This is a genomic window from Moritella yayanosii (assembly GCF_900465055.1).
Taxonomy (GTDB): Bacteria; Pseudomonadota; Gammaproteobacteria; order Enterobacterales; family Moritellaceae; genus Moritella; species Moritella yayanosii.
On the sequence record NZ_LS483250.1, the window covers coordinates 2,892,970 to 2,918,035 of the forward strand.

The 25,066-nt window shown below is 42.9% G+C and carries 20 protein-coding genes, 2 tRNA genes and 3 rRNA genes; 11 read left to right on the plus strand and 14 right to left on the minus strand.

Annotated elements, in window-relative coordinates; genetic code table 11:
• Positions 1–11: 11 nt before the first annotated feature.
• From argS to MORIYA_RS13420, 7 genes are all read left to right on the plus strand, one after another.
• Positions 12–1,766, plus strand: a complete 1,755-nt coding sequence (argS, locus tag MORIYA_RS13390; protein WP_112715924.1) for an arginine--tRNA ligase — start codon at positions 12–14, stop codon at positions 1,764–1,766.
• A 3-nt stretch (positions 1,767–1,769) separates the two neighbouring features.
• Entirely contained in the window at positions 1,770–2,312 is a 543-nt protein-coding gene (locus tag MORIYA_RS13395; RefSeq protein WP_112715926.1) for an SPOR domain-containing protein, read from the plus strand.
• A 157-nt stretch (positions 2,313–2,469) separates the two neighbouring features.
• Positions 2,470–2,994: an ATP-dependent protease subunit HslV gene (gene hslV / locus MORIYA_RS13400; RefSeq protein ID WP_112715928.1), complete on the plus strand. Its 525-nt coding sequence runs from the start codon at positions 2,470–2,472 to the stop codon at positions 2,992–2,994.
• A 27-nt stretch (positions 2,995–3,021) separates the two neighbouring features.
• Positions 3,022–4,353 (plus strand): ATP-dependent protease ATPase subunit HslU, encoded by a 1,332-nt coding sequence (gene hslU, locus MORIYA_RS13405; RefSeq protein ID WP_112715930.1) that lies wholly within the window; start codon positions 3,022–3,024, stop codon positions 4,351–4,353.
• 563 nt (positions 4,354–4,916) lie between these two features.
• Entirely contained in the window at positions 4,917–5,942 is a 1,026-nt protein-coding gene (locus MORIYA_RS13410; protein ID WP_112715932.1) for an alpha/beta fold hydrolase, read from the plus strand.
• 74 nt (positions 5,943–6,016) lie between these two features.
• On the plus strand, positions 6,017–6,808 hold the full coding sequence (locus MORIYA_RS13415) for a Cof-type HAD-IIB family hydrolase (RefSeq protein ID WP_112715934.1): 792 nt from the start codon (positions 6,017–6,019) through the stop codon (positions 6,806–6,808).
• A gap of 118 nt (positions 6,809–6,926) precedes the next feature.
• Positions 6,927–8,507: a hypothetical protein gene (locus MORIYA_RS13420; RefSeq protein ID WP_112715936.1), complete on the plus strand. Its 1,581-nt coding sequence runs from the start codon at positions 6,927–6,929 to the stop codon at positions 8,505–8,507.
• 105 nt (positions 8,508–8,612) lie between these two features.
• Here the strand turns inward: MORIYA_RS13420 and MORIYA_RS13425 are convergent, their stop codons facing one another.
• Both MORIYA_RS13425 and MORIYA_RS13430 read right to left on the minus strand, forming a co-directional pair.
• Positions 8,613–9,803 carry a BaiN/RdsA family NAD(P)/FAD-dependent oxidoreductase gene (locus tag MORIYA_RS13425; RefSeq protein ID WP_112715938.1) on the minus strand — a complete coding sequence of 397 codons (1,191 nt, stop codon included), beginning with the start codon at positions 9,801–9,803 and terminating at the stop codon, positions 8,613–8,615.
• A gap of 100 nt (positions 9,804–9,903) precedes the next feature.
• Positions 9,904–10,299, minus strand: coding sequence for a phnA protein (locus tag MORIYA_RS13430; RefSeq protein WP_112715940.1), 396 nt, complete (start codon positions 10,297–10,299; stop codon positions 9,904–9,906).
• A gap of 175 nt (positions 10,300–10,474) precedes the next feature.
• Between MORIYA_RS13430 and MORIYA_RS13435 the strand changes: the two genes are divergently transcribed.
• The gene (locus MORIYA_RS13435) at positions 10,475–11,590 is read left to right on the plus strand and encodes a phosphoserine transaminase (RefSeq protein ID WP_112715942.1); all 1,116 of its coding nucleotides are present in this window, start codon (positions 10,475–10,477) and stop codon (positions 11,588–11,590) included.
• Positions 11,591–11,715: 125 nt separating this feature from the next.
• Here MORIYA_RS13435 and rrf read toward each other — a convergent pair.
• The 5 genes from rrf to MORIYA_RS13460 form a co-directional block, all read right to left on the minus strand.
• Positions 11,716–11,831: ribosomal RNA gene (gene rrf / locus MORIYA_RS13440) — 5S ribosomal RNA — on the minus strand.
• 135 nt (positions 11,832–11,966) lie between these two features.
• Positions 11,967–14,860: ribosomal RNA gene (locus tag MORIYA_RS13445) — 23S ribosomal RNA — on the minus strand.
• Positions 14,861–15,079: 219 nt separating this feature from the next.
• Positions 15,080–15,155 (minus strand) — tRNA-Ala (locus tag MORIYA_RS13450).
• A 24-nt stretch (positions 15,156–15,179) separates the two neighbouring features.
• Positions 15,180–15,256, minus strand: a tRNA-Ile gene (locus tag MORIYA_RS13455).
• A 77-nt stretch (positions 15,257–15,333) separates the two neighbouring features.
• Positions 15,334–16,878, minus strand: a 16S ribosomal RNA gene (locus MORIYA_RS13460).
• The 16S, 23S and 5S rRNA genes sit together here with 2 tRNA genes alongside, the layout of an rRNA operon.
• A gap of 498 nt (positions 16,879–17,376) precedes the next feature.
• Here MORIYA_RS13460 and MORIYA_RS13465 point away from each other — a divergent pair.
• Positions 17,377–17,919, plus strand: a complete 543-nt coding sequence (locus tag MORIYA_RS13465; RefSeq protein WP_112715944.1) for a gamma carbonic anhydrase family protein — start codon at positions 17,377–17,379, stop codon at positions 17,917–17,919.
• A gap of 46 nt (positions 17,920–17,965) precedes the next feature.
• Here MORIYA_RS13465 and aroE read toward each other — a convergent pair whose 3' ends face one another.
• The 7 genes from aroE to MORIYA_RS13500 form a co-directional block, all read right to left on the minus strand.
• Positions 17,966–18,778 (minus strand): shikimate dehydrogenase, encoded by an 813-nt coding sequence (gene aroE, locus MORIYA_RS13470; RefSeq protein ID WP_112715946.1) that lies wholly within the window; start codon positions 18,776–18,778, stop codon positions 17,966–17,968.
• Positions 18,779–18,876: 98 nt separating this feature from the next.
• Positions 18,877–19,464: an L-threonylcarbamoyladenylate synthase gene (locus MORIYA_RS13475; protein ID WP_112715948.1), complete on the minus strand. Its 588-nt coding sequence runs from the start codon at positions 19,462–19,464 to the stop codon at positions 18,877–18,879.
• A gap of 71 nt (positions 19,465–19,535) precedes the next feature.
• Positions 19,536–20,045 carry a 5-(carboxyamino)imidazole ribonucleotide mutase gene (gene purE / locus MORIYA_RS13480; protein WP_112715950.1) on the minus strand — a complete coding sequence of 170 codons (510 nt, stop codon included), beginning with the start codon at positions 20,043–20,045 and terminating at the stop codon, positions 19,536–19,538.
• 61 nt (positions 20,046–20,106) lie between these two features.
• Positions 20,107–20,676, minus strand: a complete 570-nt coding sequence (locus MORIYA_RS13485) for a DNA topoisomerase family protein (protein ID WP_112715952.1) — start codon at positions 20,674–20,676, stop codon at positions 20,107–20,109.
• 107 nt (positions 20,677–20,783) lie between these two features.
• On the minus strand, positions 20,784–21,260 hold the full coding sequence (locus MORIYA_RS13490) for a DUF494 family protein (RefSeq protein ID WP_112715954.1): 477 nt from the start codon (positions 21,258–21,260) through the stop codon (positions 20,784–20,786).
• On the minus strand, positions 21,260–22,366 hold the full coding sequence (dprA, locus tag MORIYA_RS13495) for a DNA-processing protein DprA (RefSeq protein ID WP_112715956.1): 1,107 nt from the start codon (positions 22,364–22,366) through the stop codon (positions 21,260–21,262). The genes MORIYA_RS13490 and dprA overlap by 1 nt, the downstream gene beginning before the upstream one ends.
• Positions 22,367–22,388: 22 nt before the next feature.
• Positions 22,389–23,480: a LysM peptidoglycan-binding domain-containing protein gene (locus MORIYA_RS13500; RefSeq protein ID WP_112715958.1), complete on the minus strand. Its 1,092-nt coding sequence runs from the start codon at positions 23,478–23,480 to the stop codon at positions 22,389–22,391.
• 105 nt (positions 23,481–23,585) lie between these two features.
• On the opposite strand from MORIYA_RS13500, the gene def reads away from it, so the two are divergent.
• Positions 23,586–24,089 carry a peptide deformylase gene (gene def, locus MORIYA_RS13505; protein ID WP_112715960.1) on the plus strand — a complete coding sequence of 168 codons (504 nt, stop codon included), beginning with the start codon at positions 23,586–23,588 and terminating at the stop codon, positions 24,087–24,089.
• 22 nt (positions 24,090–24,111) lie between these two features.
• Positions 24,112–25,065 (plus strand): methionyl-tRNA formyltransferase, encoded by a 954-nt coding sequence (gene fmt / locus MORIYA_RS13510; protein WP_112715962.1) that lies wholly within the window; start codon positions 24,112–24,114, stop codon positions 25,063–25,065.
• Position 25,066 lies beyond the last annotated feature (1 nt).

The following is a 25,066-nucleotide window of genomic DNA, read 5'->3' on the forward strand; positions in this document are numbered from 1 at the left end:
TAAGAGAACCCATGAAAGAGCATATTATACAGCTGCTAGAGCAGACAGTTACGATCTTAAAAGAACAACAAATCATTCCTGCCGATGTACAACCTCGCATCGCAGTAGATCGAACCCGCGATAAAGCTCATGGTGATTTAGCCACAAATTTAGCAATGATGATGGCAAAACCGGCGAAGAAGAATCCGCGTGAATTAGCGCAATTAATCATTGATAATCTACCAGAATCAGACTTAATCAGCCGTACTGAGATCGCTGGTCCTGGTTTTATCAACATCTTCTTAAACCAAAATTGGTTAGCGCAACAGATTGATATTGCCCTTGCAGACGATAACCTTTCGGTACAAAAAACCACAGCACCAGATACCGTGGTTGTGGATCTATCATCACCAAATCTCGCCAAAGAAATGCACGTAGGTCACTTACGTTCATCAATCATTGGTGATTCTATCGCGCGTACGCTAGAGCTACTTGGTCATCACGTTATTCGTCAAAACCATGTAGGCGATTGGGGCACTCAGTTCGGTATGCTACTTGCGTACATGGAAGAAAAACGCGCTGAAAATGTAGAGATCAGCATGCAACTTTCGGATCTAGAAGTATTCTACCGCGCAGCAAAAGGTCGTTTCGATGAATCAGAAGACTTTGCAATACGCGCCCGTGAAATGGTGGTAATGCTGCAATCTGGTGATGAAGCATGTAACAAACTATGGAAAGAATTTAATGATGTGTCACTGGCCCACTGTCACGACATCTACAAACGCCTAAACGTAAAATTAACCCGTGATGACGTACGTGGCGAAAGCTTCTATAACAGCGACTTGCACAATGTTGTTGCCGAACTTGAAGCACAAGGTCTACTCACCGAGTCAAATGGCGCTAAATGTGTATTCCTAGATGAATTCAAAAACAAAGACGGCGACCCACTACCAGTAATTATCCAAAAAAACGGTGGCGGTTTCCTCTATGCTACAACGGATCTTGCCGCAATGCGCTACCGTCAACAGACACTCAATGCCAATCGTATTATGTACTTTGTTGACCAACGTCAGGCGCTGCATTTCCAACAAGTATTCTCTGTAGCACAAAAAGCCGGTTTTGTTAAACCTGAAACATCACTGGAACACCTTGGTTTCGGAACGATGAATGGTGAAGATGGTCGCCCGTTCAAAACCCGCTCAGGTGGCACGGTAAAACTGGTTGATCTATTAACAGAAGCAGAAGAGCGTGCTTACACACTGGTCAAAGCGAAGAATCCAAATCTTGCTGAAAATGAACTAAAGCACATCGCACGCGTTGTAGGTATCTCATCGGTTAAATATGCCGATTTATCTAAGAACCGCAGCAGTGACTACATCTTCAACTTTGACTCAATGTTAAGCTTTGAAGGTAATACCGCTCCTTACCTACTTTACGCTTGTACACGTGTTAGCAGTATCTTCAACAAAGTTGATACCGCAACAGTGGCGAAACTAACCACAGCTAAAGTACAGTTAAACGAAGACAAAGAACAAGAGCTAGCCGGTAAACTGATCCAGTTTAACGAGATCGTTCATCACGTGGCAAAACGTGCAACACCAAATACATTATGTACTTACCTGTTTGAACTGGCTGGCGTATTCTCAAGTTTCTATGAAGCTTGTCCAATCTTGAGCACTGAAGATGAAGCGATTAAACTAAGCCGTCTAAAACTGGCTCAGTTAACCGCTAAAACGCTTAAACAAGGTCTCGACCTACTCGGCATTGAAACTTTGGAACGTATGTAAATTATGGCTCGTAAGGATTACGCGGGGCACGCCCCCAAGCCAAGAACAAAGCAGGGTGCTAAAAAGGCACCAGCGGCTAAAAAGAAACGCCCAGTGTTGGCTATCTTGCTGTTTTTGATACTGGCAATCGGCTTGGGCTATTTTTTAGCACAAATCAGTGGCACCGCAGAAAAAGCACAGCCCGCACCCATTAAAAAAACACCACCAAAAAAGCTAACGTTAAAACCATTACCGGAAAAGCCTAAGGAAGAATGGCAATATCCGCAAGACTTACAAGAAAAAGAAGTCATTGTCGAGATACCGCCACAACAAGACACAGGTATTCGTTATCAAATGCAATGTGGTTCGTTCCGTCAACGCGCACAAGCTGAATCGATGAAAGCAACGATAGCCTTCCAAGGCTACACGGCCAACATTCGCCACACAGGTAACTGGTATCGCGTGGTTTTAGGTCCTTACGAACGTAAGCGGGTTGCCGAAAAACAACGCCACCAAATTAAACGCGCAGGTGTCACAACTTGTGAAATTTGGCAGTGGAAGCCTTGAAAAACTAACTAGAGATACCCACCTTAGTTGGTATATTGTAATGAAATCGCTTCATATCATATGAGGCGTTTTTTTACCTCGCATTTTTTACCTAACATAATGAAGCGTAGCTAACTGCAACCAGCCGCGCTCAAATTAATTTAGAGTGGAGTTTATCGTGACTACTATTGTATCTGTACGCCGTGAAGGCAAAGTCGTAATGGCCGGAGACGGACAAGTTTCTCTTGGCAACACGGTAATGAAAGGCAATGCAAAAAAAGTGCGCCGTTTATACAACGGCCAAGTTCTCGCTGGTTTCGCCGGTTCTACTGCAGACGCATTTACCCTTATCGAACGTTTTGAAGCGAAATTACAAGCTCACCAAGGTAACCTAGAGCGTGCCGCTGTAGAGCTTGCTAAAGATTGGCGCACCGACAAAATGCTACGTAATTTAGAAGCATTACTGGCGGTAGCGGATAAAAAAAGTTCTTTCATCATCACCGGTAATGGCGACGTAGTGCAACCAGAGAATGATCTTATGGCTATCGGTTCGGGTGGTAATTTTGCCCAAGCATCGGCAATGGCATTATTAGAAAATACCGAATTAGACGCTGAAGAGATCGCTAAAAAATCCCTAACTATTGCAGGTAATATCTGTGTATTCACCAACGGTTTCCACACCATTGAAACTATCGATTACTAAATTTCACCGAATTAAAGGAAACTTATTATGTCGTCAATGACTCCCAGAGAAATCGTTTCAGAATTAGATCGTCATATTATCGGTCAACAAAATGCAAAACGTGCTGTCGCTATTGCCCTGCGTAACCGCTGGCGCCGCATGCAGTTAGATCCAGAACTACGTCAAGAAGTATCACCCAAAAATATTTTGATGATCGGTCCAACAGGTGTGGGTAAAACCGAGATCGCACGTCGTTTAGCCAAGCTAGCAAACGCCCCTTTTATCAAAGTTGAAGCCACTAAATTTACTGAAATTGGCTATGTCGGTAAAGAAGTTGATCAAATCATCAAAGACCTAACCGATGTTGCGGTAAAGCTAACACGTGAACAAGAAATGAAGAAATATCATGTTCGCGCAGAAGAAAATGCCGAAGATCGCGTATTAGATGCGTTACTGCCAAACCCACGTAACAACTGGGGCGAAGAAGAAAAAGCTAGCAATGATAATACCCGTCAGATCTTCCGTAAAAAATTACGCGAAGGAAAATTAGACGATAAAGAAATTAGTATTGAAATTGCCGCGCCACAAATGGGCGTTGAGATCATGGCACCTCCAGGTATGGAAGAAATGACCAATCAGTTACAAGGCATGTTCCAAAATTTATCTGGCGGTTCGACGACAAAATCACGCAAGATGAAAGTAAAAGAAGCATTGAAACAACTGGTTGAAGACGAAGCAGCGAAACTGGTTAATCCCGAAGAATTGAAAGAAAAAGCTATTTTCGCAGTCGAAAACAACGGCATCGTCTTCCTTGATGAAATCGACAAAATCTGCAAACGCAGCGATTCAAATGATGGGGGAGTATCACGCGAAGGGGTACAACGCGATCTATTACCACTTATCGAAGGTTGTACGGTCACCACCAAACACGGTATGGTGAAAACAGACCACATCTTATTCATTGCATCAGGTGCTTTCCAAGTCTCTAAACCGTCTGACCTGATCCCTGAATTACAAGGTCGTCTACCAATCCGCGTTGAATTAGATGCGCTTACAGCAGCAGATTTTGTGCGTATCCTCACCGAGCCAAACGCATCATTAACAGAGCAATACACGGCAATGCTGAAAACAGAAGGCGTGAACGTTGAGTTCACCCCAGATGGTATTGATGGTATTGCCAACGCCGCTTGGAACGTGAATGAGAAAACTGAGAACATCGGTGCCCGTCGCTTACACACAGTAATGGAACGTTTAATGGAAGAAATTTCATTTGACGCATCAGAAAAGAATGGCCAAAGCCTCGTTGTTGACGGTGATTACGTCGGTAAGTCTCTTAACGAATTAGTCGAAGACGAAGATCTAAGTCGCTATATACTTTAATTTACACCTAACAATATTTTGTAGTTAAATTAAATACCACAAAAAGGCGCTTGCATAAGCGCCTTTATTTTAACTCAAGATCGTGATTAACGCCGATGTAGTAATGCGCTTTGAGTTACATCTATCGGTTTAAATTTATCCGTGAACTGACACCAATGACAACGAGTCCTTCGGAGTGAATTGAGTTTTTTCTTGAGTCTAGAGCGTTTCATTGACGGTCCTCTCTGGTTGTCAAAAATATGATCAGTATTCTCAGTCCAAATAATATTAGTTCAGCTTTGCTAAAATACCAACCGCAGCCAACGACAACTCACTGTATTAAGCGCACCACAATCACGATAGCGTTTAATGTGAATAATTAATTTTCGCTCTAATTCAAAAATTTAACGACATTATCTCTTCGCAGAAAATGTCGTTCTTACTACAAATTAATTAATTTTTAAGCGGTAACTTAGATAATTAAATGTATTTACCGGTAGTTAAGTCGCCATCTCCAGCCGCAAATTATGGTAGGCTAGGAATAGACTCTCACCGATAAAATTACTAAGAAGCTTCTGCAACCTATGTCCAGTAAACACCCATGTGTCGAATTTGATAATCCTTATAATTTAACCACTGAATCACAACTTGCAGATAAATATCATCATGAAATTTCGCAATTTTGGGATGCGACGATCGTAGAGCACACATTACAAGGTGTTGATAATATTACCCTGCGCTACGCATCTGCCGTTATAAGTAACACCAGCCCTGCAATTGTGCTATTAGGCGGACGCTCAGAGTCTTATCAGAAATTTCGCGAGCTAATTTACGATCTATACCAACAAGGTTACTCGGTATATTGCTTAGATCATCGTGGACAAGGCATGTCAGATCGTTTACTTAAAAATCGGCACAAAGGGCATGTCGAATATTTTCGTGATTACGTCACTGATTTAAAGTTGTTTATTGATAAAATAATGCGGTCTACCCAACACAGTAAACAGTATTTACTCTGCCATTCGATGGGCGGTGCAATTGGCAGTTTATATTTACAGAATTATCATCACGATTTTAATGCCGCAGTATTAGCATCCCCGATGTTCGGTATTAACTTTGGTCAGATACCGCGTCCGATTGCCAGTATTTATAGCCGTGCCATGCACATCGTTAATAAGATTATTCATACCGAATCATTTTATGCGCCAGGTAAAGGGGATTTTTCTCATTCCCCATTTGAAAATAATCAGCTAACCCACAGCCCATTACGATTTGATCTTTTCCGTCGTAGTTACGGATTTTATCCACAGACTCAGTTAGGCGGTCCAACAATTAACTGGTTACAACAAAGTATTAAAGCCTGTCGTCGTGCGATCCAATACGCGGGTAACATCAAAACGCCAACCTTAATCCTACAAGCTGGCGGCGATGAAGTCGTTCTTGCAGAAGCACAACTGCAATTCTGCCAAGCATTAAGCCATGAGCACAATCAACACCAACCAACACAACCCGTTTTAATCCCAGGCGCGGCTCATGAATTATTCTTAGAAACGGATATTTTTAGGATCCCAGCGCTGACCGTGGCATTAAATTATTTTGCCAAACATTAAGCTTATTACTACGGACAGTCATCACGATAAACACTATTTTAGACACATAAAATAAAGTGAATTTTGAGGTTAAGATGTATAAAGTTATCGTTTCTGATTTAGATGGTACGTTACTGACGCCTGCACATATAGTCTCAGAACAAACCAAAATAACGATCCATAAGTTACTTAAACAGGGTAAAAAATTCATCATTGCCACCGGTCGTCATAATGTCGATGTAGAGGCTATCAGAAAAACAATTGATGCTGAAATTTACCTCATCACCTCAAACGGTGCCAGAGTTCACAACCATAAAGGTGAACTGATTTACAGCAAAAATATCGCCACAGATATTGCCCAGATGATTACTGAAATTGGCTTACCGAAAACTATTCAAGCCAATATTTTCCGTGATGACGAATGGTTTGTAAATAAACCTAACCCAGAGGTCCTTAACTTTAGCCAAGATTCCACATTTAGCTATCAAGTTGTTGATCTCGTGACATTAGACAAATCCGGTATTGCTAAATTCTTTTTCTGTGGCCTCCATGAAGATCTTGTTGCCCTAGCGACACAAATTAACGCTCAATACAGTGCCCAATTAAATGTCTCATTTTCGTTACCGGAATGCTTAGAAGTCATGGACATTAATGTCAATAAAGCCCAAGCACTTGCCGAAGTACTGAGAATTAAAGGTTTCACCATGGCAGAAACAGTGGCCTTTGGTGATGGTATGAATGACGTGGAAATGCTACAAGCCGTTGATAAAGGTTTAGTCATGGGTAACGCTTCGACTATGCTTAAAGCGGCGTTACCAGATTTTGAAATGATAGGCGACTCAGCTGATGATGGGGTTGCCCAGTATATAGAAAAATATATATTGTAGTTACTCACTGGCCACCGCATAATAATGTATGAATTAGTTACTCCGAAAGGACTTCGCGGTAACTAATTAAAAATACACGATTAACGTTTAAATAAGCTCTCGATATCAAGGATGAATTATGCTTCGAGTTATAACCTATTGCTGTCTATTTATCATCACAGGCTGTGTGCAACAGTACCAACCAATCGTCAGCAACAGTCTTTACTCTCTCAGTAGCACTCAGCAAGTAACAGAGCCCGCGCTTAATACTACATCATCTAGACCAAATATCAGTAACGCACCGTATCCCTCGATAGTCCCAGCTAAATATTATAATTTTAGTGGTATCGTTACCATAACCGCACAGCAGCGTACAATACGTTTATGCCATAATGAACAAGTATTTAACCTTCAACCTAATAGCCGCTTACTCGCACAAATTGAACGTTTAAATCAACCCAATGCCTATATCGAATTTGAAGGCCAAATAAACCAATCTCTAAATCCGCGTCACCAGCGTGCAATTATCAGTATTGCGCAGTTACATTTTTTATCTAATCAAAATAACAGTGCCTGTCGATCTGTCACTTCGCGACCAAACTTTGAGATCAGCGGCTCACAACCAGACTGGCTAGGTTATGCTCAAGACAACCAGTTCACATTCATAATCAAAGAATTAAATAGCAAGTGGGCGATTAAGAAAAGTGTCATCACCAAAGGCTTGCGGGCATTTGTCGAAACCGAGAACAGCGATGGCGAACAATTAAACTTAGCCTTTACCGGTAACGGCTGTATCGATAGTAATAATAATTATTGGCAGTATGAAACCACGTTATATTTAAAAGGTAAGCAAATAGCAGGCTGTGCGAAATACCCCAACCAGCAAGAAGATAGCCCAGATTGGCTTGGTCATTATCGCTATAAAAACAATAATGTTACCATTGAACTAGAACTGGCCAAGCATCACCAAGCTAATGTGAAATACATCTATAGCAAGGGTAAAACTCAGACCGCGCGTGGTTTTTGGCATCCCTATGGTTCATCCGGCCTGAAACTATTACTCACTCAGCATCAGGGTAATAAAACTAACGTTATCTATCACTTCCGACGTGATGGCGTCAGATTACAAGCAAATCACCAATGGCGAGATAACCAGAAATATAGTTTTAATGGTGCACTATTAACCCTAGATAGGATGACCGATGAAGTTGAGAGTGGATCATTTTCGACATTAACCCTCAATACTCAAATTCGTGAATTCCAAGCCCAAAATATCATGTCACCAACAAAGAGTACGCCAGCAATCAATAATGCCGTAAAGCGCTATTTTACCATGCATAAAACCAAAACTGATCACGCCAAATATTGGTTTAGCGAATATGACTTAAACGGTAACGGCCGCAAAGATTTGTTAGTGATGCTCGACTGGTGTGAAGATGATGGTTGTGTTTTATTAGTGTTTGAGAACACCTTAAATCGTTATAAATTTATGAGCCGTATAACACAAGTACAAGCGCCACTACAGATAAGTAAGACACAACGACATCTGTGGCAAAGTTTATTAATAAAAGATAAGCAGCAATGGCTACAGCTCGACTTTGATGGTATCAGCTACCCAGCCACAACGCAGAATAACAACTTAGCTTCTGATACTAACTTCACACAAGTTAAATTATTCAGCACCCCGTTAACCGCAGATAATGCCATCCGCATAGAATAAATGCTCAATTACATCTGCTCAACTCGGGCTCATTAAGCCCGAGTTAATATTTAAATTAGCCGCGTTAATTTGTGCAGCGGCAAACTTTATTGTCACTACACATAATTATACAAATTGGCCACAACTCCAGCCTGAAGACCACGCCCATTGAAAATTATAACCGCCTAACCAACCACTTACATCCATAACTTCACCAATAAAATATAAACCAGAGACTTTTTTAGCTTCCATCGTTTTCGATGATAACTCGTCAGTATCAACACCACCGAGTGTCACTTCTGCGGTACGATAGCCTTCTGTGCCATTCGGCTTAACTTGCCAGTTATGTAAGAGCGTTGAGATATCATGAAGATCTTTATGTTGTAATTGCTTAAGCGTGCATTCAGGTAATAACCCATCAGCATAAAATATCTCCACAAGACGTTTCGGTAACACACGCGCTAAGGCCGTTTTAAGCGCTTGGTTGGGACTTGATTCCGTCATGCCAGCTAAGATTTCAGTTATTTCGGTATCAGGTAACAAGTTAATAGTAATTGCTTCACCGGCATTCCAATAAGATGATACCTGTAATACTGAAGGCCCAGAGAGTCCTCGATGGGTAAACAACAGGGCTTCTTTAAAACTAACACCTGATACTGTCGTGATACGCGCAGGTAAACTAACACCAGACAGCTCCGCATATTTATCTTTATCATGCTGTTGTAAGGTAAACGGAACCAAACCTGCTTTCGTCGCATTTACTTTTAGGCCAAACTGTTCTGCGATCTTATAACCATAAGGCGTCGCGCCAAGTTTTGGCATAGAGAGCCCGCCCGTAGCCACAACCACAGATTCACAATTAAGTGCTCCTTGACTGGTTTGCAAATGAAAACGACCATCCTCTGCTTTTTCAATCGATAGTATTTCAGTGCGTAATTGGATCTTAACACCGGCCCAATCACATTCGGTATGTAACATCTTAACGATATCTTTTGCTGAATCATCACAGAATAATTGGCCATGGTCACGTTCATGATAAGCAATACCATGACGTTCAACCATATCAATAAAGTTCCACGCGGTATAACGACTTAATGCTGATTTAACGAAATGTGGATTGGCACAAATGAATGCATCTATAGAAAGGCCATTATTGGTGAAATTACAACGTCCACCGCCACTAATAAGTACTTTACGACCGGCTTTCTTGGCATTATCTAGAACCAATACTGAGCGACCTCGATAACTAGCACTTGCCGCACACATCAATCCTGCGGCACCGGCACCAATTACTATCACATCACAACGTCGGCTCATCGAAGACCTCTAATTTAACTACAATACAAAAATGGAGCCGCAGAATAGCATTAATTATCCAGATACCCAAACGACTTCACCGACTATACCAAGAGATTTGTTATAGCTTGTTAATACGTTCTTCAACTTCAGGCTCTAAGTAGGCCATTTCATTCAGATCTGCGGCCCACTCATGTTTATTTTCTAGCAGACGTAACATACGGATCGCAGCCACTTTTACGATAGCAACTTCAGACCACATTGATTTATTTAGACAACGCCAATGATCAGCATCAATACATTTCGGGTTATTAAGCTGTTCACTGCAAGTATCACAAATTAAAATACAATCATCATAATCTGGCGTTGTCGGTATAGGCGCGACTTCAAAAATATTTAGTTTCACACCTGATGCATCACATGTTTCGCAATGCGAACGTGCACGTCGCGCTAAATTTTTACCAAATGAATTTAATTCATCTTTTCTATGTTGATGTTTGTCTAAGCCTTTAGCCATAATGTTCAATTCCTATATATTTAAACTGTGTTGAAAATACGTTTATTTGTCAGGAATAGCAAACCTTAACACCATATAAATACTATAAAATATCACAGGTTTAAATACTTCATAGATGACAAATGGATTGCTATAATCGATTCACATGGATAGCATTTTAGTAAAGGAATAACGAATGATCCCAAGTAACAAACCCCTTAACCCAAACTTTTCATCTGGCCCTTGCAGTAAGCGTCCTGGCTATGAATTAGCACAATTGGATATAAGCACTCTCGGTCGCTCACACCGTTCTAATATCGGCAAAGCAGCGCTACAGCAAGCGATTGAACAAACCAAAGAACTCTTAAAAATTCCAGAGGACTATCGTATCGCTATAGTCCCAGCTTCTGATACTGGTGCGATGGAGATGATGCTATGGTCATTACTCGGGGCAAGACCAGTTGATGTTTGCTACTGGGAATCATTTGGTAAAGGCTGGTTCAGCGATATTAAAAATGAACTACAACTTAGCCATGTGAATGCAATTACTGCGGATTATGGCCAACTGCCTGATTTAGCAAAGACGAATCCAGAACATGATATTGTGTTTACTTGGAACGGTACCACCTCTGGTGTTAAAATCGCTGATGCTCACTGGATCAGTGATAAACGCACAGGCTTAACGATTTGCGATGCAACCTCAGCGGTATTTGCAATGCCGATGGCATGGGATAAACTCGATGTAACCACATTCAGTTGGCAAAAGGTATTAGGTGGGGAAGGTGCTCACGGCATGATCGTACTTAGCCCAGCAGCCGTCGAACGTTTAGAGTCTTATACCCCAACTTGGCCATTACCTAAGATCTTCCGTTTAACTAAAAATGGTCAGTTGATTGAAGGGATCTTTACAGGTGCAACGATTAACACGCCGTCAATGCTATGTGTAGCTGATTATTTAGATGCATTAAACTGGATAAAGAAGATCGGAGGCGTTGACGCTGCTATTAGTCGTTCTGAAAACAATCTCGCCATATTAGCTAATTTTGTTAGCCAGCATGAATGGATAGATTTTCTTGCCGAGCAAGCTGAATATAGATCGAATACCAGTGTATGTTTACGTTTAGCGCTGAGCGATGCCGAATTAAAAGAGTTCAGCACGTTATTAGCAGAGCAGCAAGTAGCCTACGATATTAATTCCTATAAAGATGCACCGTCAGGCTTACGGATTTGGTGTGGCGCGACGATTGAAAGTCATGATATTGAACTACTATTGCCTTGGCTCACCTGGGCATATGAGAAAGTAAAAACATAGACTTAATATTACTAAGCTATTAATTCAAAAACCAGCCGTAGGTTGGTTTTTGATTGTCTGTAGCCATAAATTACAGACACAAAAAAGCCGACATCAGTAATGATGTCGGCTCTCTCTAATTTGGCGCTTGGCAATGCCCTACTCTCACATGGGGAGACCCCACACTACCATCGGCGTTATTACGTTTCACTTCTGAGTTCGGGATGGGATCAGGTGGGGCCGCAACACTATGGTCACCAAGCAAATCTGGTTTGCTTTCTATAAGAAAATTAATTTCTATTGTTAATCTGAAAAGCTATAAATAAAGAAGTCTTTAAAACATAAAGTGTTCAATCTATTCTTAAGTCATATTTCAATTAATCATACTTTAATTTGTATGGTTAAGCCTCACGGGTAATTAGTACAAGTTAGCTCAATGCCTCACAGCACTTACACACCTTGCCTATCAACGTTGTAGTCTCCAACGGCCCTTCAGGGAGCTTAAAGCTCCAGTGAGAACTCATCTCGAGGCCTGCTTCCCGCTTAGATGCTTTCAGCGGTTATCAGTTCCGAACTTAGCTACCGGGCAATGCCATTGGCATGACAACCCGAACACCAGTGGTTCGTCCACTCCGGTCCTCTCGTACTAGGAGCAGCTCCTCTCAATTCTCAAACGCCCACGGCAGATAGGGACCGAACTGTCTCACGACGTTCTAAACCCAGCTCGCGTACCACTTTAAATGGCGAACAGCCATACCCTTGGGACCAACTTCAGCCCCAGGATGTGATGAGCCGACATCGAGGTGCCAAACACCGCCGTCGATATGAACTCTTGGGCGGTATCAGCCTGTTATCCCCGGAGTACCTTTTATCCGTTGAGCGATGGCCCTTCCATTCAGAACCACCGGATCACTAAGACCTACTTTCGTACCTGCTCGACGTGTCTGTCTCGCAGTTAAGCTGGCTTATGCCTTTGCACTAACCACATGATGTCCAACCATGTTTAGCCAACCTTCGTGCTCCTCCGTTACTCTTTGGGAGGAGACCGCCCCAGTCAAACTACCCACCAGACACTGTCCGCAACCCCGATAAGGGGCCTACGTTAGAACATCAAACGTACAAGGGTGGTATTTCAAGGTTGACTCCACATCATCTAGCGACAATGCTTCAAAGTCTCCCACCTATCCTACACATGTAGGTTCAATGTTCAGTGCCAAGCTATAGTAAAGGTTCACGGGGTCTTTCCGTCTAGCCGCGGGTACACTGCATCTTAACAGCGATTTCAATTTCACTGAGTCTCGGGTGGAGACAGCGTGGCCATCATTACGCCATTCGTGCAGGTCGGAACTTACCCGACAAGGAATTTCGCTACCTTAGGACCGTTATAGTTACGGCCGCCGTTTACCGGGGCTTCGATCATGAGCTTCGACCTAAGTCTAACCCAATCAATTAACCTTCCGGCACCGGGCAGGCGTCACACCGTATACGTCATCTTGCGATTTTGCACAGTGCTGTGTTTTTAATAAACAGTTGCAGCCACCATTTCTCTGCGACCAACAATAGCTTACGGAGCAAGTCCTTCACCATCATTGGCGTACCTTCTCCCGAAGTTACGGTACCATTTTGCCTAGTTCCTTCACCCGAGTTCTCTCAAGCGCCTTAGTATTCTCTACCTAACCACCTGTGTCGGTTTGGGGTACGATTCTCTTATATCTGAAGCTTAGAGGTTTTTCCTGGAAGCCGGGTATCAACTACTTCATCTCCGTAGAGACTCGTCATCAGTCCTCAGCCTTAAGTGCGCCCGGATTTACCTAAGCACACAGCCTACAACCTTAAACATGGACAACCATCGCCATGCTAGTCTAACCTTCTCCGTCACCCCATCGCAATATAAGTGAGTACAGGAATATTAACCTGTTTTCCATCGACTACGCCTTTCGGCCTCGCCTTAGGAGTCGACTCACCCTGCCCCGATTAACGTTGGACAGGAACCCTTGGTCTTTCGGCGTGGAGGTTTTTCACCCCCATTATCGTTACTCATGTCAACATTCGCACTTCTGATACCTCCAGCAAGCTTCTCAACTCACCTTCGACGGCTTACAGAACGCTCCTCTACCATGCAAAGAACACGTCTTTGCATCCGTAGCTTCGGTGGTATGTTTAGCCCCGTTAAATCTTCCGCGCAGACCGACTCGACCAGTGAGCTATTACGCTTTCTTTAAAAGATGGCTGCTTCTAAGCCAACTTCCTGGCTGTCTGAGCCTTTCCACATCGTTTCCCACTTAACATACACTTTGGGACCTTAGCTGACGGTCTGGGTTGTTTCCCTTTCCACGACGGACGTTAGCACCCGCCGTGTGTCTCCCGCGATTGAACTTATTGGTATTCGGAGTTTGCAAAGGGTTGGTAAGTCGGGATGACCCCCTAGCCTTAACAGTGCTCTACCCCCAATAGTTAGACGCGAGGCGCTACCTAAATAGCTTTCGAGGAGAACCAGCTATCTCCCGGTTTGATTGGCCTTTCACCCCCAGCCACAAGTCATCCGCTAATTTTTCAACATTAGTCGGTTCGGTCCTCCAGTTGATGTTACTCAACCTTCAACCTGCCCATGGCTAGATCACCGGGTTTCGGGTCTAATCCCAGCAACTATTCGCGCAGTTAACACTCGGTTTCCCTACGGCTCCGCTATTCGCTTAACCTTGCTACTGAAATTAAGTCGTTGACCCATTATACAAAAGGTACGCAGTCACCCAACAAAGTAGGCTCCCACTGCTTGTACGTATACGGTTTCAGGTTCTATTTCACTCCCCTCACAGGGGTTCTTTTCGCCTTTCCCTCACGGTACTGGTTCACTATCGGTCAGTCAGTAGTATTTAGCCTTGGAAGATGGTCCTCCCATATTCAAACAGCATATCACGTGTGCCGTCCTACTCGATTTCACAATAAGGTCGTTTTCATGTACGGGACTATCACCCTGTATCGTGGCACTTTCCAGAGCCTTCCATTAACTTCCAAACTGCTTAAGGGCTAGACCCCGTTCGCTCGCCGCTACTAAGGGTATCTCTATTGATTTCTTTTCCTCGGGGTACTTAGATGTTTCAGTTCTCCCGGTTCGCTTCGTAACGCTATGTATTCACGTTACGATACCTTACAAAGTAAGGTGGGTTCCCCCATTCGGACATCTGTGGATCAATGCTTTTTATCAACTCCCCACAGCTTAACGCAGATTAACACGTCCTTCATCGCCTCTGACTGCCTAGGCATCCACCGTATACGCTTAGTCACTTAACCATACAATCTAAAGTCGACCGTACAATTGAAATAACTAGGTATTATCTAGTTTTTTTCGCCTCAAGAATACTCAAGAACACTCTATTGTTATTGCCAAAGCAATAACGTGTTTTAAGAACTTCTTTATTTATTCAGCTTTCCAAATTTTTAAAGAGCAATTTGCTAAAAAGCAAAGATAAACAAGCGATTGCTTAGCTTTGATTTTTAACGACTGTGATGTGGTGGAGCTATGCGGGATCGAACCGCAGACCTCCTGCGTGCAAGGCAGGCGCTCTCCCAGCTGAGCTATAGCCCCACATCATAGAGTTCGTAAGAAGATTGGTAGGACTGAGTAGATTTGAACTACCGACCTCACCCTTATCAGGGGCGCGCTCTAACCAACTGAGCTACAGTCCTATCGCATTTCTTACATGCTTTTCAACTTTCTATTCAAGCAATTTGTGTGGGCACTTACAAAAATTAACAACTTTACGTAAGGAGGTGATCCAGCCCCAGGTTCCCCTAGGGCTACCTTGTTACGACTTCACCCCAGTCATGAACCACACCGTGGTCATCGCCCTCCCGAAGGTTAAGCTAATGACTTCTGGTGCAGCCCACTCCCATGGTGTGACGGGCGGTGTGTACAAGGCCCGGGAACGTATTCACCGTGACATTCTGATTCACGATTACTAGCGATTCCGACTTCATGGGGTCGAGTTGCAGACCCCAATCCGGACTACGACGCACTTTGTGGGATTCGCTTACCATTGCTGGTTTGCAGCCCTTTGTATGCGCCATTGTAGCACGTGTGTAGCCCTACTCGTAAGGGCCATGATGACTTGACGTCGTCCCCACCTTCCTCCGGTTTATCACCGGCAGTCTCCTTAGAGTTCCCACCATTACGTGCTGGCAAATAAGGATAAGGGTTGCGCTCGTTGCGGGACTTAACCCAACATTTCACAACACGAGCTGACGACAGCCATGCAGCACCTGTCTCATAGTTCCCGAAGGCACCAATCCATCTCTGGAAAGTTCTATGGATGTCAAGAGTAGGTAAGGTTCTTCGCGTTGCATCGAATTAAACCACATGCTCCACCGCTTGTGCGGGCCCCCGTCAATTCATTTGAGTTTTAACCTTGCGGCCGTACTCCCCAGGCGGTCTACTTAATGCGTTAGCTTAAGAGCCCAGTTCTCAAGGAACCAAACTCCGAGTAGACATCGTTTACGGCGTGGACTACCGGGGTATCTAATCCCGTTTGCTACCCACGCTTTCGCATCTGAGCGTCAGTTACTTGCCAGGTGGCCGCCTTCGCCACTGGTATTCCTTCAGATCTCTACGCATTTCACCGCTACACCTGAAATTCTACCACCCTCTCAAGAACTCTAGTTTGCCAGTTCGAAATGCAGTTCCCAGGTTGAGCCCGGGGCTTTCACATCTCGCTTAACAAACCGCCTGCATGCGCTTTACGCCCAGTAATTCCGATTAACGCTCGCACCCTCCGTATTACCGCGGCTGCTGGCACGGAGTTAGCCGGTGCTTCTTCTGCGAGTAACGTCACAGTGATAACGTATTAAGTCACCACCTTTCCTCCTCGCTGAAAGTACTTTACAACCCTAAGGCCTTCTTCATACACGCGGTATGGCTGCATCAGAGTTTCCTCCATTGTGCAATATTCCCCACTGCTGCCTCCCGTAGGAGTCTGGACCGTGTCTCAGTTCCAGTGTGGCTGATCATCCTCTCAGACCAGCTAGGGATCGTCGCCTTGGTGAGCTCTTACCTCACCAACAAGCTAATCCCACTTGGGCTCATCTAGTCGCGAGAGCTTTCAAGAAGAGGCCCCCTTTCACCCGTAGGTCGTATGCGGTATTAGCAGTCGTTTCCAACTGTTGTCCCCCTCGACTAGGCAGATTCCCAAGCATTACTCACCCGTCCGCCGCTCGACGCCAGAATAGCAAGCTATTCTTCGTTTCCGCTCGACTTGCATGTGTTAAGCCTACCGCCAGCGTTCAATCTGAGCCATGATCAAACTCTTCAATTAAAAGTTTTTGACTGATCACCAAAATCATTACTGATAGTGATTATCAAGTCGGCTCAATGAATTCTGTACTTCAACAATACAACCGAAATTCTATTGTTTATAAAACTATAAATCTTTCGATTTAAGTTTATGTTCACAATTACATTGATATAATATTTGGTCATTATATCTCTGCAAGTGCTCACACAGATTGCTTGAATAAATTGTTAAAGAGCATTGACCTTGACGCCTTGCGTCGTAGTCAGGCTGCGTATTCTACGCAAACCAGATTTGAAGTCAAGCACATATTCATGCTTTATTCAGGACGTTTAAAAAGTAACCGAAGTTGCTTTTTAACACCTTACTGAACGACGTTCGCCGTGTCAGTGAGATGCATTATAGGGATCTAACGTTTACTGGCAAGTGATTTCTAAAAAAATAATATAGCGCTTTCAAGCTTGGTTGTTTACTATGCTATTTGAGTATTTGACTAACATTAATGACTATACAGGGGCGATAATGAGCACTTCACTTCGAAAATACCAAGGAATATTACCGCAATTAGCCAACTCAGCTTATGTAGATAAGTCTGCAGTCCTCATCGGAGATATAACTATAGACGAAGATGCCAGTATATGGCCACTCGTTGCAGCCCGTGGTGATGTAAATAAAATCATCATTGGGGCGCGTACCAATGTGCAAGATGGCTGCGTATTACACGTTACTCGAAAAAGCCCAGCAAACCCAAATGGTATTCCCCTTATTATAGGTGACGATGTTACCGTCGGTCATAAAGCACTGTTACACGCATGCACTATCGGTGATCGCGTACTAATCGGCATGGGTGCAATAGTACTTGATGGCGCGATCATTGAAGATGATGTCATGATCGGTGCTGGTACTTTAGTGCCACCTAGAAAAATATTAGTAAGTGGTTACCTTTATATAGGCAGCCCAGCAAAACAAGTAAGAAAATTAACAGATGATGAGATCGCGTTCTTAAAGCTATCAGCCGATAACTATGTGCTGCTTAAAAATGAGTATATAGCAGATAGCCAGTAATAGAAGTACTGCTACCCTCTAAGCCTAGGGGGTAACAACATTATATTTATTTAATGGTTTTTCTTAATGCTTCAAGTACAGGTGGCATCGACGGTATTACGCCACGCCAAATTTTAAAGCTTTCAGCCGCCTGACCAACCAACATACCCAGTCCATCGATAACTAATTCCGCCCCCTGTTCGGCAGCCCATAAATTGAATGCTGTGGCATCCGCTTTATACATCATGTCATAACAGATCGTGTTTTTATTCACTAATGCAGTTGAAATGGCAGGAACCAAACCCGACAAACTGGCTGACGTAGAGTTAATGATAAGATCAAAATCGCCTGTTAATGCGCCAAAACCACATGCTGTAATATCCCCCTTATCATTAAACAATGTCGCCAACTGCTGCGCTTTGACATCCGTACGATTAGCTATCACCAGTTCTTGCACGCCTTGTTCTAATAACGGACCAATTACACCGCGCGCAGCACCACCCGCACCTAACAATAAGATCCGCTTATTCGTGAGAGTCGTATATTGCAACAAGTCATACACCAGACCAAATCCATCGGTATTATCACCTATAACACGGCCATCAGCAGTAAGCACCAGCGTATTAACCGCACCAGCCAGTTGAGCTCGCGGTGTTAATTGCTGAGCAAATGAAAATGCCTCTTGTTTAAAAGGCACGGTAATATTACAACCCTTCCCCCCCTGAGCAAAAAACTCATTCATCGCCGTAGTAAAGCCATTAATTGGTGCTTCGATCGCTTGATAGCTAAGATCCTGTGCAGTTTGCTTGGCGAATAAGCCGTGGATCATAGGTGATTTACTGTGGTTTATTGGATTACCAAATACGGCATAACGATCCATACTGCACAACTCCTGTAATGAGATAGATAAAGGAAAGGACCTAGTAAACTATGATCAGGCTATTATCGTCAATAGAAATGATCAGTGAAAAGTAATGACTAACGGTAGATTTTCCCGGTAAGTGCATCCGTGATCGTGGTTGGTTGCGCAAGTGCACCCACCGCTTCATCAACAATCGCACCAAGGAGTGACTCTAATTGACTCGCCACTTCCGCGGCAGTAATACACGGCGTAAGTCCGGTTAAATTCGCACTGGTTGAGGTAATTGGCCCGCCAAAAGCGAGGCATAATGCTTGAACTGTCGGATGCGCAGAAACACGAACCGCGATACTATCGAATTGTCCAGTTAACCATTTTGGTACTTGCGCTTTAGCAGGCATAACCCAAGTTGCAGGCCCTGGCCAGGTTTGCTTAATCTTGTCGATTTGCGTTGCAGATAATTGGGTTAAATCCACATAATCATTTAACTGCGCTAAATTAGCGGCAATTAAGATCAAGCCTTTTTCAACCGGACGTTGTTTAATGGTTAATAAGCGTTGAACCGCTAACTCATTCATCGGATCGCAACCCAAGCCAAAAACAGCTTCTGTTGGATAAGCAATAACTTGCTGGGTATGTAACGCTGCCACTGCGTTGTTAATAGCTGTTGAATTATTCACAGTAATATATCTATTATTAATAGTCATAAACAAAAATGGTAGATCACGCTACCATTTCCTACTCTATAACGACAGTTATAAGACTAGTTTATTAGTCATTACAGTGCTTTTAATTTAGCTTGTAACGCTTCGTCTTTAGCAATAATAATGGCTGCATTAGCTTGACGCTCAGCTTTAACTTTAGCCGCCATTTCTGGATTACCAATTGCTAACATTTGCGCTGCAAGATAACCGGCATTCTTAGCTCCCGCACTCCCGATTGCAACACAAGCAACAGGTACACCACCAGGCATTTGCACTGTTGATAATAAAGCGTCCATACCTTGTAACGGGCCCGCGTCGATTGGCACACCAATAACAGGATGAGTAGTGATACCCGCAACCGCACCAGCTAAATGTGCAGCTAGGCCAGCAGCACAGATAAATACAGCACAACCACGGCTCTCTGCATCTGTCACATACTGATGTGTCGCAGCAGGCGTTCTATGCGCAGAAGTTACTTTTACTTCGTACTGAATATCAAATGATTTAAGTACCTTTAGTGTACCCTGCATAACCGGCAAATCTGAATCTGAGCCCATTAATACTGCAACAAATGGTGTAGACATAATTATTCCCTTTCCGTATGAGTTATTTTTAATCGTTAAAATTAATTGATAGTGTTAATCACTATTCTAATAAAGCACGCTTATAGCCACAGCGTTTCTGTGGACAGATAAGTTGTTTTCCATTACTGGTTTTCTTTTCCACTAATATGGTCCAGTGGCACTCGGGACATATTTCTGAAACTGGTTTGAGATTAATAATGTATTTACACTTAGGGTATTTATTACAAGAATAAAATATCTTTCCGAAACGTGATTTTTTTTGCAGTAAATCACCCGATTCACATTGTGGACAAGATATGCCGGTCTCATCTGGCGTTTCTGTTTTCGACATATAATTGCAAGTGGGGAACTGGATACAACCAATAAAGAAGCCATAACGGCCACGTTTCAATACGAGTTCATGTTGACACTCTGGGCATTCTGAACCAACCAGCACTTTGTCATCTTCGAAATGTGATTGATTTGATAGTGGGCGTGAATACTCACAAGTAGGATAATTATTGCAACCTAAAAAAGGCCCTGATTTGGCATTTTTAATACTTAACTCAGCACCGCATTGCGGGCACGTCTCGTACTCTTTTTCCAAGGCATGTTCATGAACTGTAAATAGTTTGTCATTATGTTTAGACATTTGAACAATTTTTAAGTAAATAATTGATGGGCGGATATTAACAAAACTGACATATTATGCCAGTTATTAATGAAAATTCAATCGGCAAGCCACGCTAATACCAACTTTTAGTGCAGGTGAACATGGCTTTTAGCCTGGACTAGCTCTTCCATCTGCGAATATGCTTTTTCACCGTTTGGCACATTAAATAACACCATTAAAATAACCCATTTAATGTCATCAAGGTCCAAATCGGTATTCTCCAGTTCAATTAAACGTGCGATGGCCATTTCTCTGGTTTCAATATTTAGCACATTAATATGTTCTAAAAATAAGAGAAAACCACGACATTCGGTGTTGATGTAGAATTGCTCAGCCTCAGTATAAATTCGTATCGAATTCATACTGGATACTTGCAGGTGAGTTTGCACGCCGCCATTGCGTAACTCGACTAAATTTTCAATCCATGTAATGGCTTTATGTATTTCAGTTTCAACAAAACCAGCCTGAATTAACTCACCGAGTAAGTCATCTCGATCAACTAAGAACTCAGATTTATTTTGTTCATAAACGTTTTCGAAAAGATAAATAAGTATATCTAACATTAGCCCCTCCGTTGCGATCTCACATAACCACCAGGTACAGCATTCACCCAATTATCAAGTTCTAGTTCCATTAAACTCGTTAATACCTGGCTAACAGGTTGTTGGCTGCGCTCAGCAATTAGATCTGCTGTCGTTACTTCATAACCGACATTATCTAAGATAGTTTGGTTTGGCAATGAAACAGTTTCGAGATCAGAGCTGAACAGGTCTGTTTGCTCAAAATTCGTACGTACATTTATATATGTGAGTTCATCGGTAATATCACTTGTTTGGGTGATGAGTTTCGCACCTTGCTGGATTAGATAATGACAGCCAGCAGCAGCCGGATTATCAATCGCCCCAGGCAGAGCAAATACTTCTCGGCCTTGTTCAATGGCATAACGTGCAGAAATCAATGAACCACTATTTAATGCGGCTTCAACAACAACAACACCCAGAGAGAGACCACTGACGATGCGATTGCGACGGGGAAAGTGCTCTGGTCTGGCTTGGGTAAAAGGACTAAACTCAGACACTAATGCACCTTGTTCTCGGATCTGTTGCGCTAATTGTAGATGCCGCTTAGGATAAACATTGGCTAAACCTGTGCCTAATACGGCAATCGTCTCGCCCTTGGCTGCTAATACACTACGATGACACTCACTATCAATACCGATCGCGAGCCCACTGGTGATAACTAATCCCTGTTGGACTAATTCTGCAGCAAAGCTGTGTGCATGACGCTTGCCATAATAACTCGGGGCACGCGTACCAACCATGGCGATTTGCGGTTTCGATAATAGCTCAACATTGCCTTCGACGTATAACAGTAACGGTGGTGCAGCAATGTTTTTCAAGGTGATGGGATAATCGCTGGCGGTAATAGGAATAAGGTAACGATTATCTTCTGCGGCAAGCCATTGTAGGTTTCGATCAATACTCTGCCAGTCAGGATTGAGCACGGCTTGTTGCTGTGCGGTATCTAAACCAAGAGAGTGTAGATACCGCGCTGAACCAGAAAATAATTTAGTTAATGATGTTTTTTGCAATAATTTTAGCGCCCGACTGCCACCAATTTTCGGGACGTCATATAACGCTAACCAATATTTATCATGCTCATTAACCATAATTACACTTACACCCTAGTTATCATAAGTTACTTACCTTATCGTTAAGCTTAATCACTTGTGAGCTATGTGTGATGAGCGCAAGGCTAACTTTATCGTAAACTTTGAACACCATCATCTCTCCGACTCGTTCATCTGGGAGCTGTAGCTCATTTTTGCCAGAAAAAAGTTTATCGTATTGATTAATTTGATCACTATAATCAAAATCTAGATCTTGTTCATGACGAATAATGGTTTTACCACGTTTCAATACGGCAAACACATCACCAGCACCAACGTTGTCACGCCAACCACGATTTATGATCACCACATCATTTTTACCAATCGCACTGTATTTTTCATCTGCCGCGACAATCAAACCATCGCTAGCCAGCTGGAAATTACGCGGTTGAAAGTAAACAGGCAAACGGTCTTGCTCAGGCATCGGCAATAATCGGTCACCTTTACGTGCTTCTTTGGTACTTTTCAAAATCAATAATTTGGCCGGAATGGTTTCCGTGCCGGTATTCACCACACGGGCAATCGCAATAAACTCGACTTCGTTACCCAGATTTTCATTCGTCACCGGATCAATATAAGTACGACCGCGACGATAAATACCGTATTGACCCGGTTTTAACGAGCTTGATGCAAAAATACTGTGGCCAACAATAAAGGTGGTATTGCCGTCATTATTACCTAAGATCACTGGAGCCCGTTTTAATTTATCATCGCCAGCAACATAGTCACGACTTAAAAAAGAATTGATTAATTTTAATGGTATCGTCGGAATAGCACGACTGCCTTTTAATTCAGGTCGCGCTTTAGGAGAAACTTTTAAGATACGCTTACGTATATGATTACGGACTAAACGGGGTTGACCATCAACAAAGATTAATTGTAGTTTATCGCCGGGATAGATAAGATGCGGATCATCTAACGCAGGATTAGCATCCCATAGCTGTGGCCATAACCACGGACTTTGCAAATATTTGCTCGAAATATCCCAAAGCGTATCACCTTCTTTGACGATGTATTCAGTCGGGTATTGGTTTTTTAAGTTTAAGCTATCAGCATGCGCTAAAAAGGGTAAAATAGCGGCTAAAGCAAAGATCAAACGACGTTTTATGGACATATCCTTTCCTAATTGTTGTTTGAACGCTTATATTTATAGTGATTATTGTAACGTTTTACGTCAAAATTAAGCGTTATTTGAATCCATTCAAAATAAGAAAGTACCATGGCTATATTAGAAGTTTTACATTTTCCTGATGATCGATTAAAAAAAATTGCTCAACCTGTGCAAGAAATCACACCAGCGACGCAAATCATCATCGATGACATGCTCGAAACCATGTATGCCGAAGAAGGTATTGGTTTGGCCGCTGTACAAGTCAATATTTTACAACGTATTGTCGTTATCGATGTGTCAGGAACACGCAATGAACCTCTAATCCTTATCAATCCAGTGCTCACCAACAAATTCGGTGAAACAGGTATTGAAGAAGGCTGCCTATCGGTACCAGAATCACGCGCTTTTGTGCCCCGCGCAGAAAGCGTGACAGTAACAGCGTTAGACCGTGATAATAATGAGTTTACACTAGAAGCCCATGATTTATTAGCCATTTGTTTACAGCACGAAGTGGACCATCTAAATGGTAAACTCTTTATTGACTATTTATCACCGCTAAAACAGCAAAGAATTCGGAAAAAGCTAGAAAAACTAGCACGTCAAAACAAATAAGAATACAAAGTAGGAATTAACCTTGAGCAAACCATTACGCATTATTTTTGCCGGCACCCCTGATTTTGCCGCAAAACACCTATCTGCATTAATCAATTCAGAGCATGAAGTGATCGCTGTATATAGCCAACCAGATCGCCCCGCAGGTCGTGGCAAAAAACTAAAACCAAGTGATGTAAAACAACTTGCTGTTAGCCATGACATTCCCGTTTTTCAGCCGATTAGTTTACGTAACGAAGAAGCACAACAAGCATTATCGGCATTAAATGCTGACCTGATGGTTGTGGTTGCCTACGGGTTGATCCTGCCACAAATCGTACTCGATACACCGCGCTTAGGGTGTATTAATGTACACGGTTCATTATTGCCAAGATGGCGTGGTGCAGCACCAATCCAACGTGCAATTTGGGCTGGCGATGCAGAAACAGGCGTCACTATTATGCAAATGGATTTAGGTCTAGATACGGGTGCCATGCTACACAAAGTAACATGCCCGATTGCGGATGATGAAACCAGTGCCAGTTTATATGACAAACTAGCAGGACTCGGTCCACAAGGTCTGCTAGAAACATTAGCACACATCAGTAACAACACCGCCGTTGCTGAAGTGCAAGATGACCAACTATCAAACTATGCATCAAAGCTAAGTAAAGAAGAAGCCAATATAGATTGGACTCAATCTGCTGTAGAGATTGAACGTCAAGTACGTGCTTTTAACCCTTGGCCAGTAAGCTATACACAAATTGCAGAGCAAAATGTTAAAATTTGGCAAACAAGTGTCAGTGAAGCAACCACGGATGCACAGCCCGGCACTGTAATAGCGGCAACAAAACACGGCATCCAAGTGGCGACGGGCAATGGCGTATTAACGTTATTAAACCTGCAACTGGCTGGTAAGAAAGCCATGCCTGTTCAAGACATATTAAACGCTCGTAAAGAGTGGTTTACTGTTGGTCAATTACTTAATTCTATTTAAT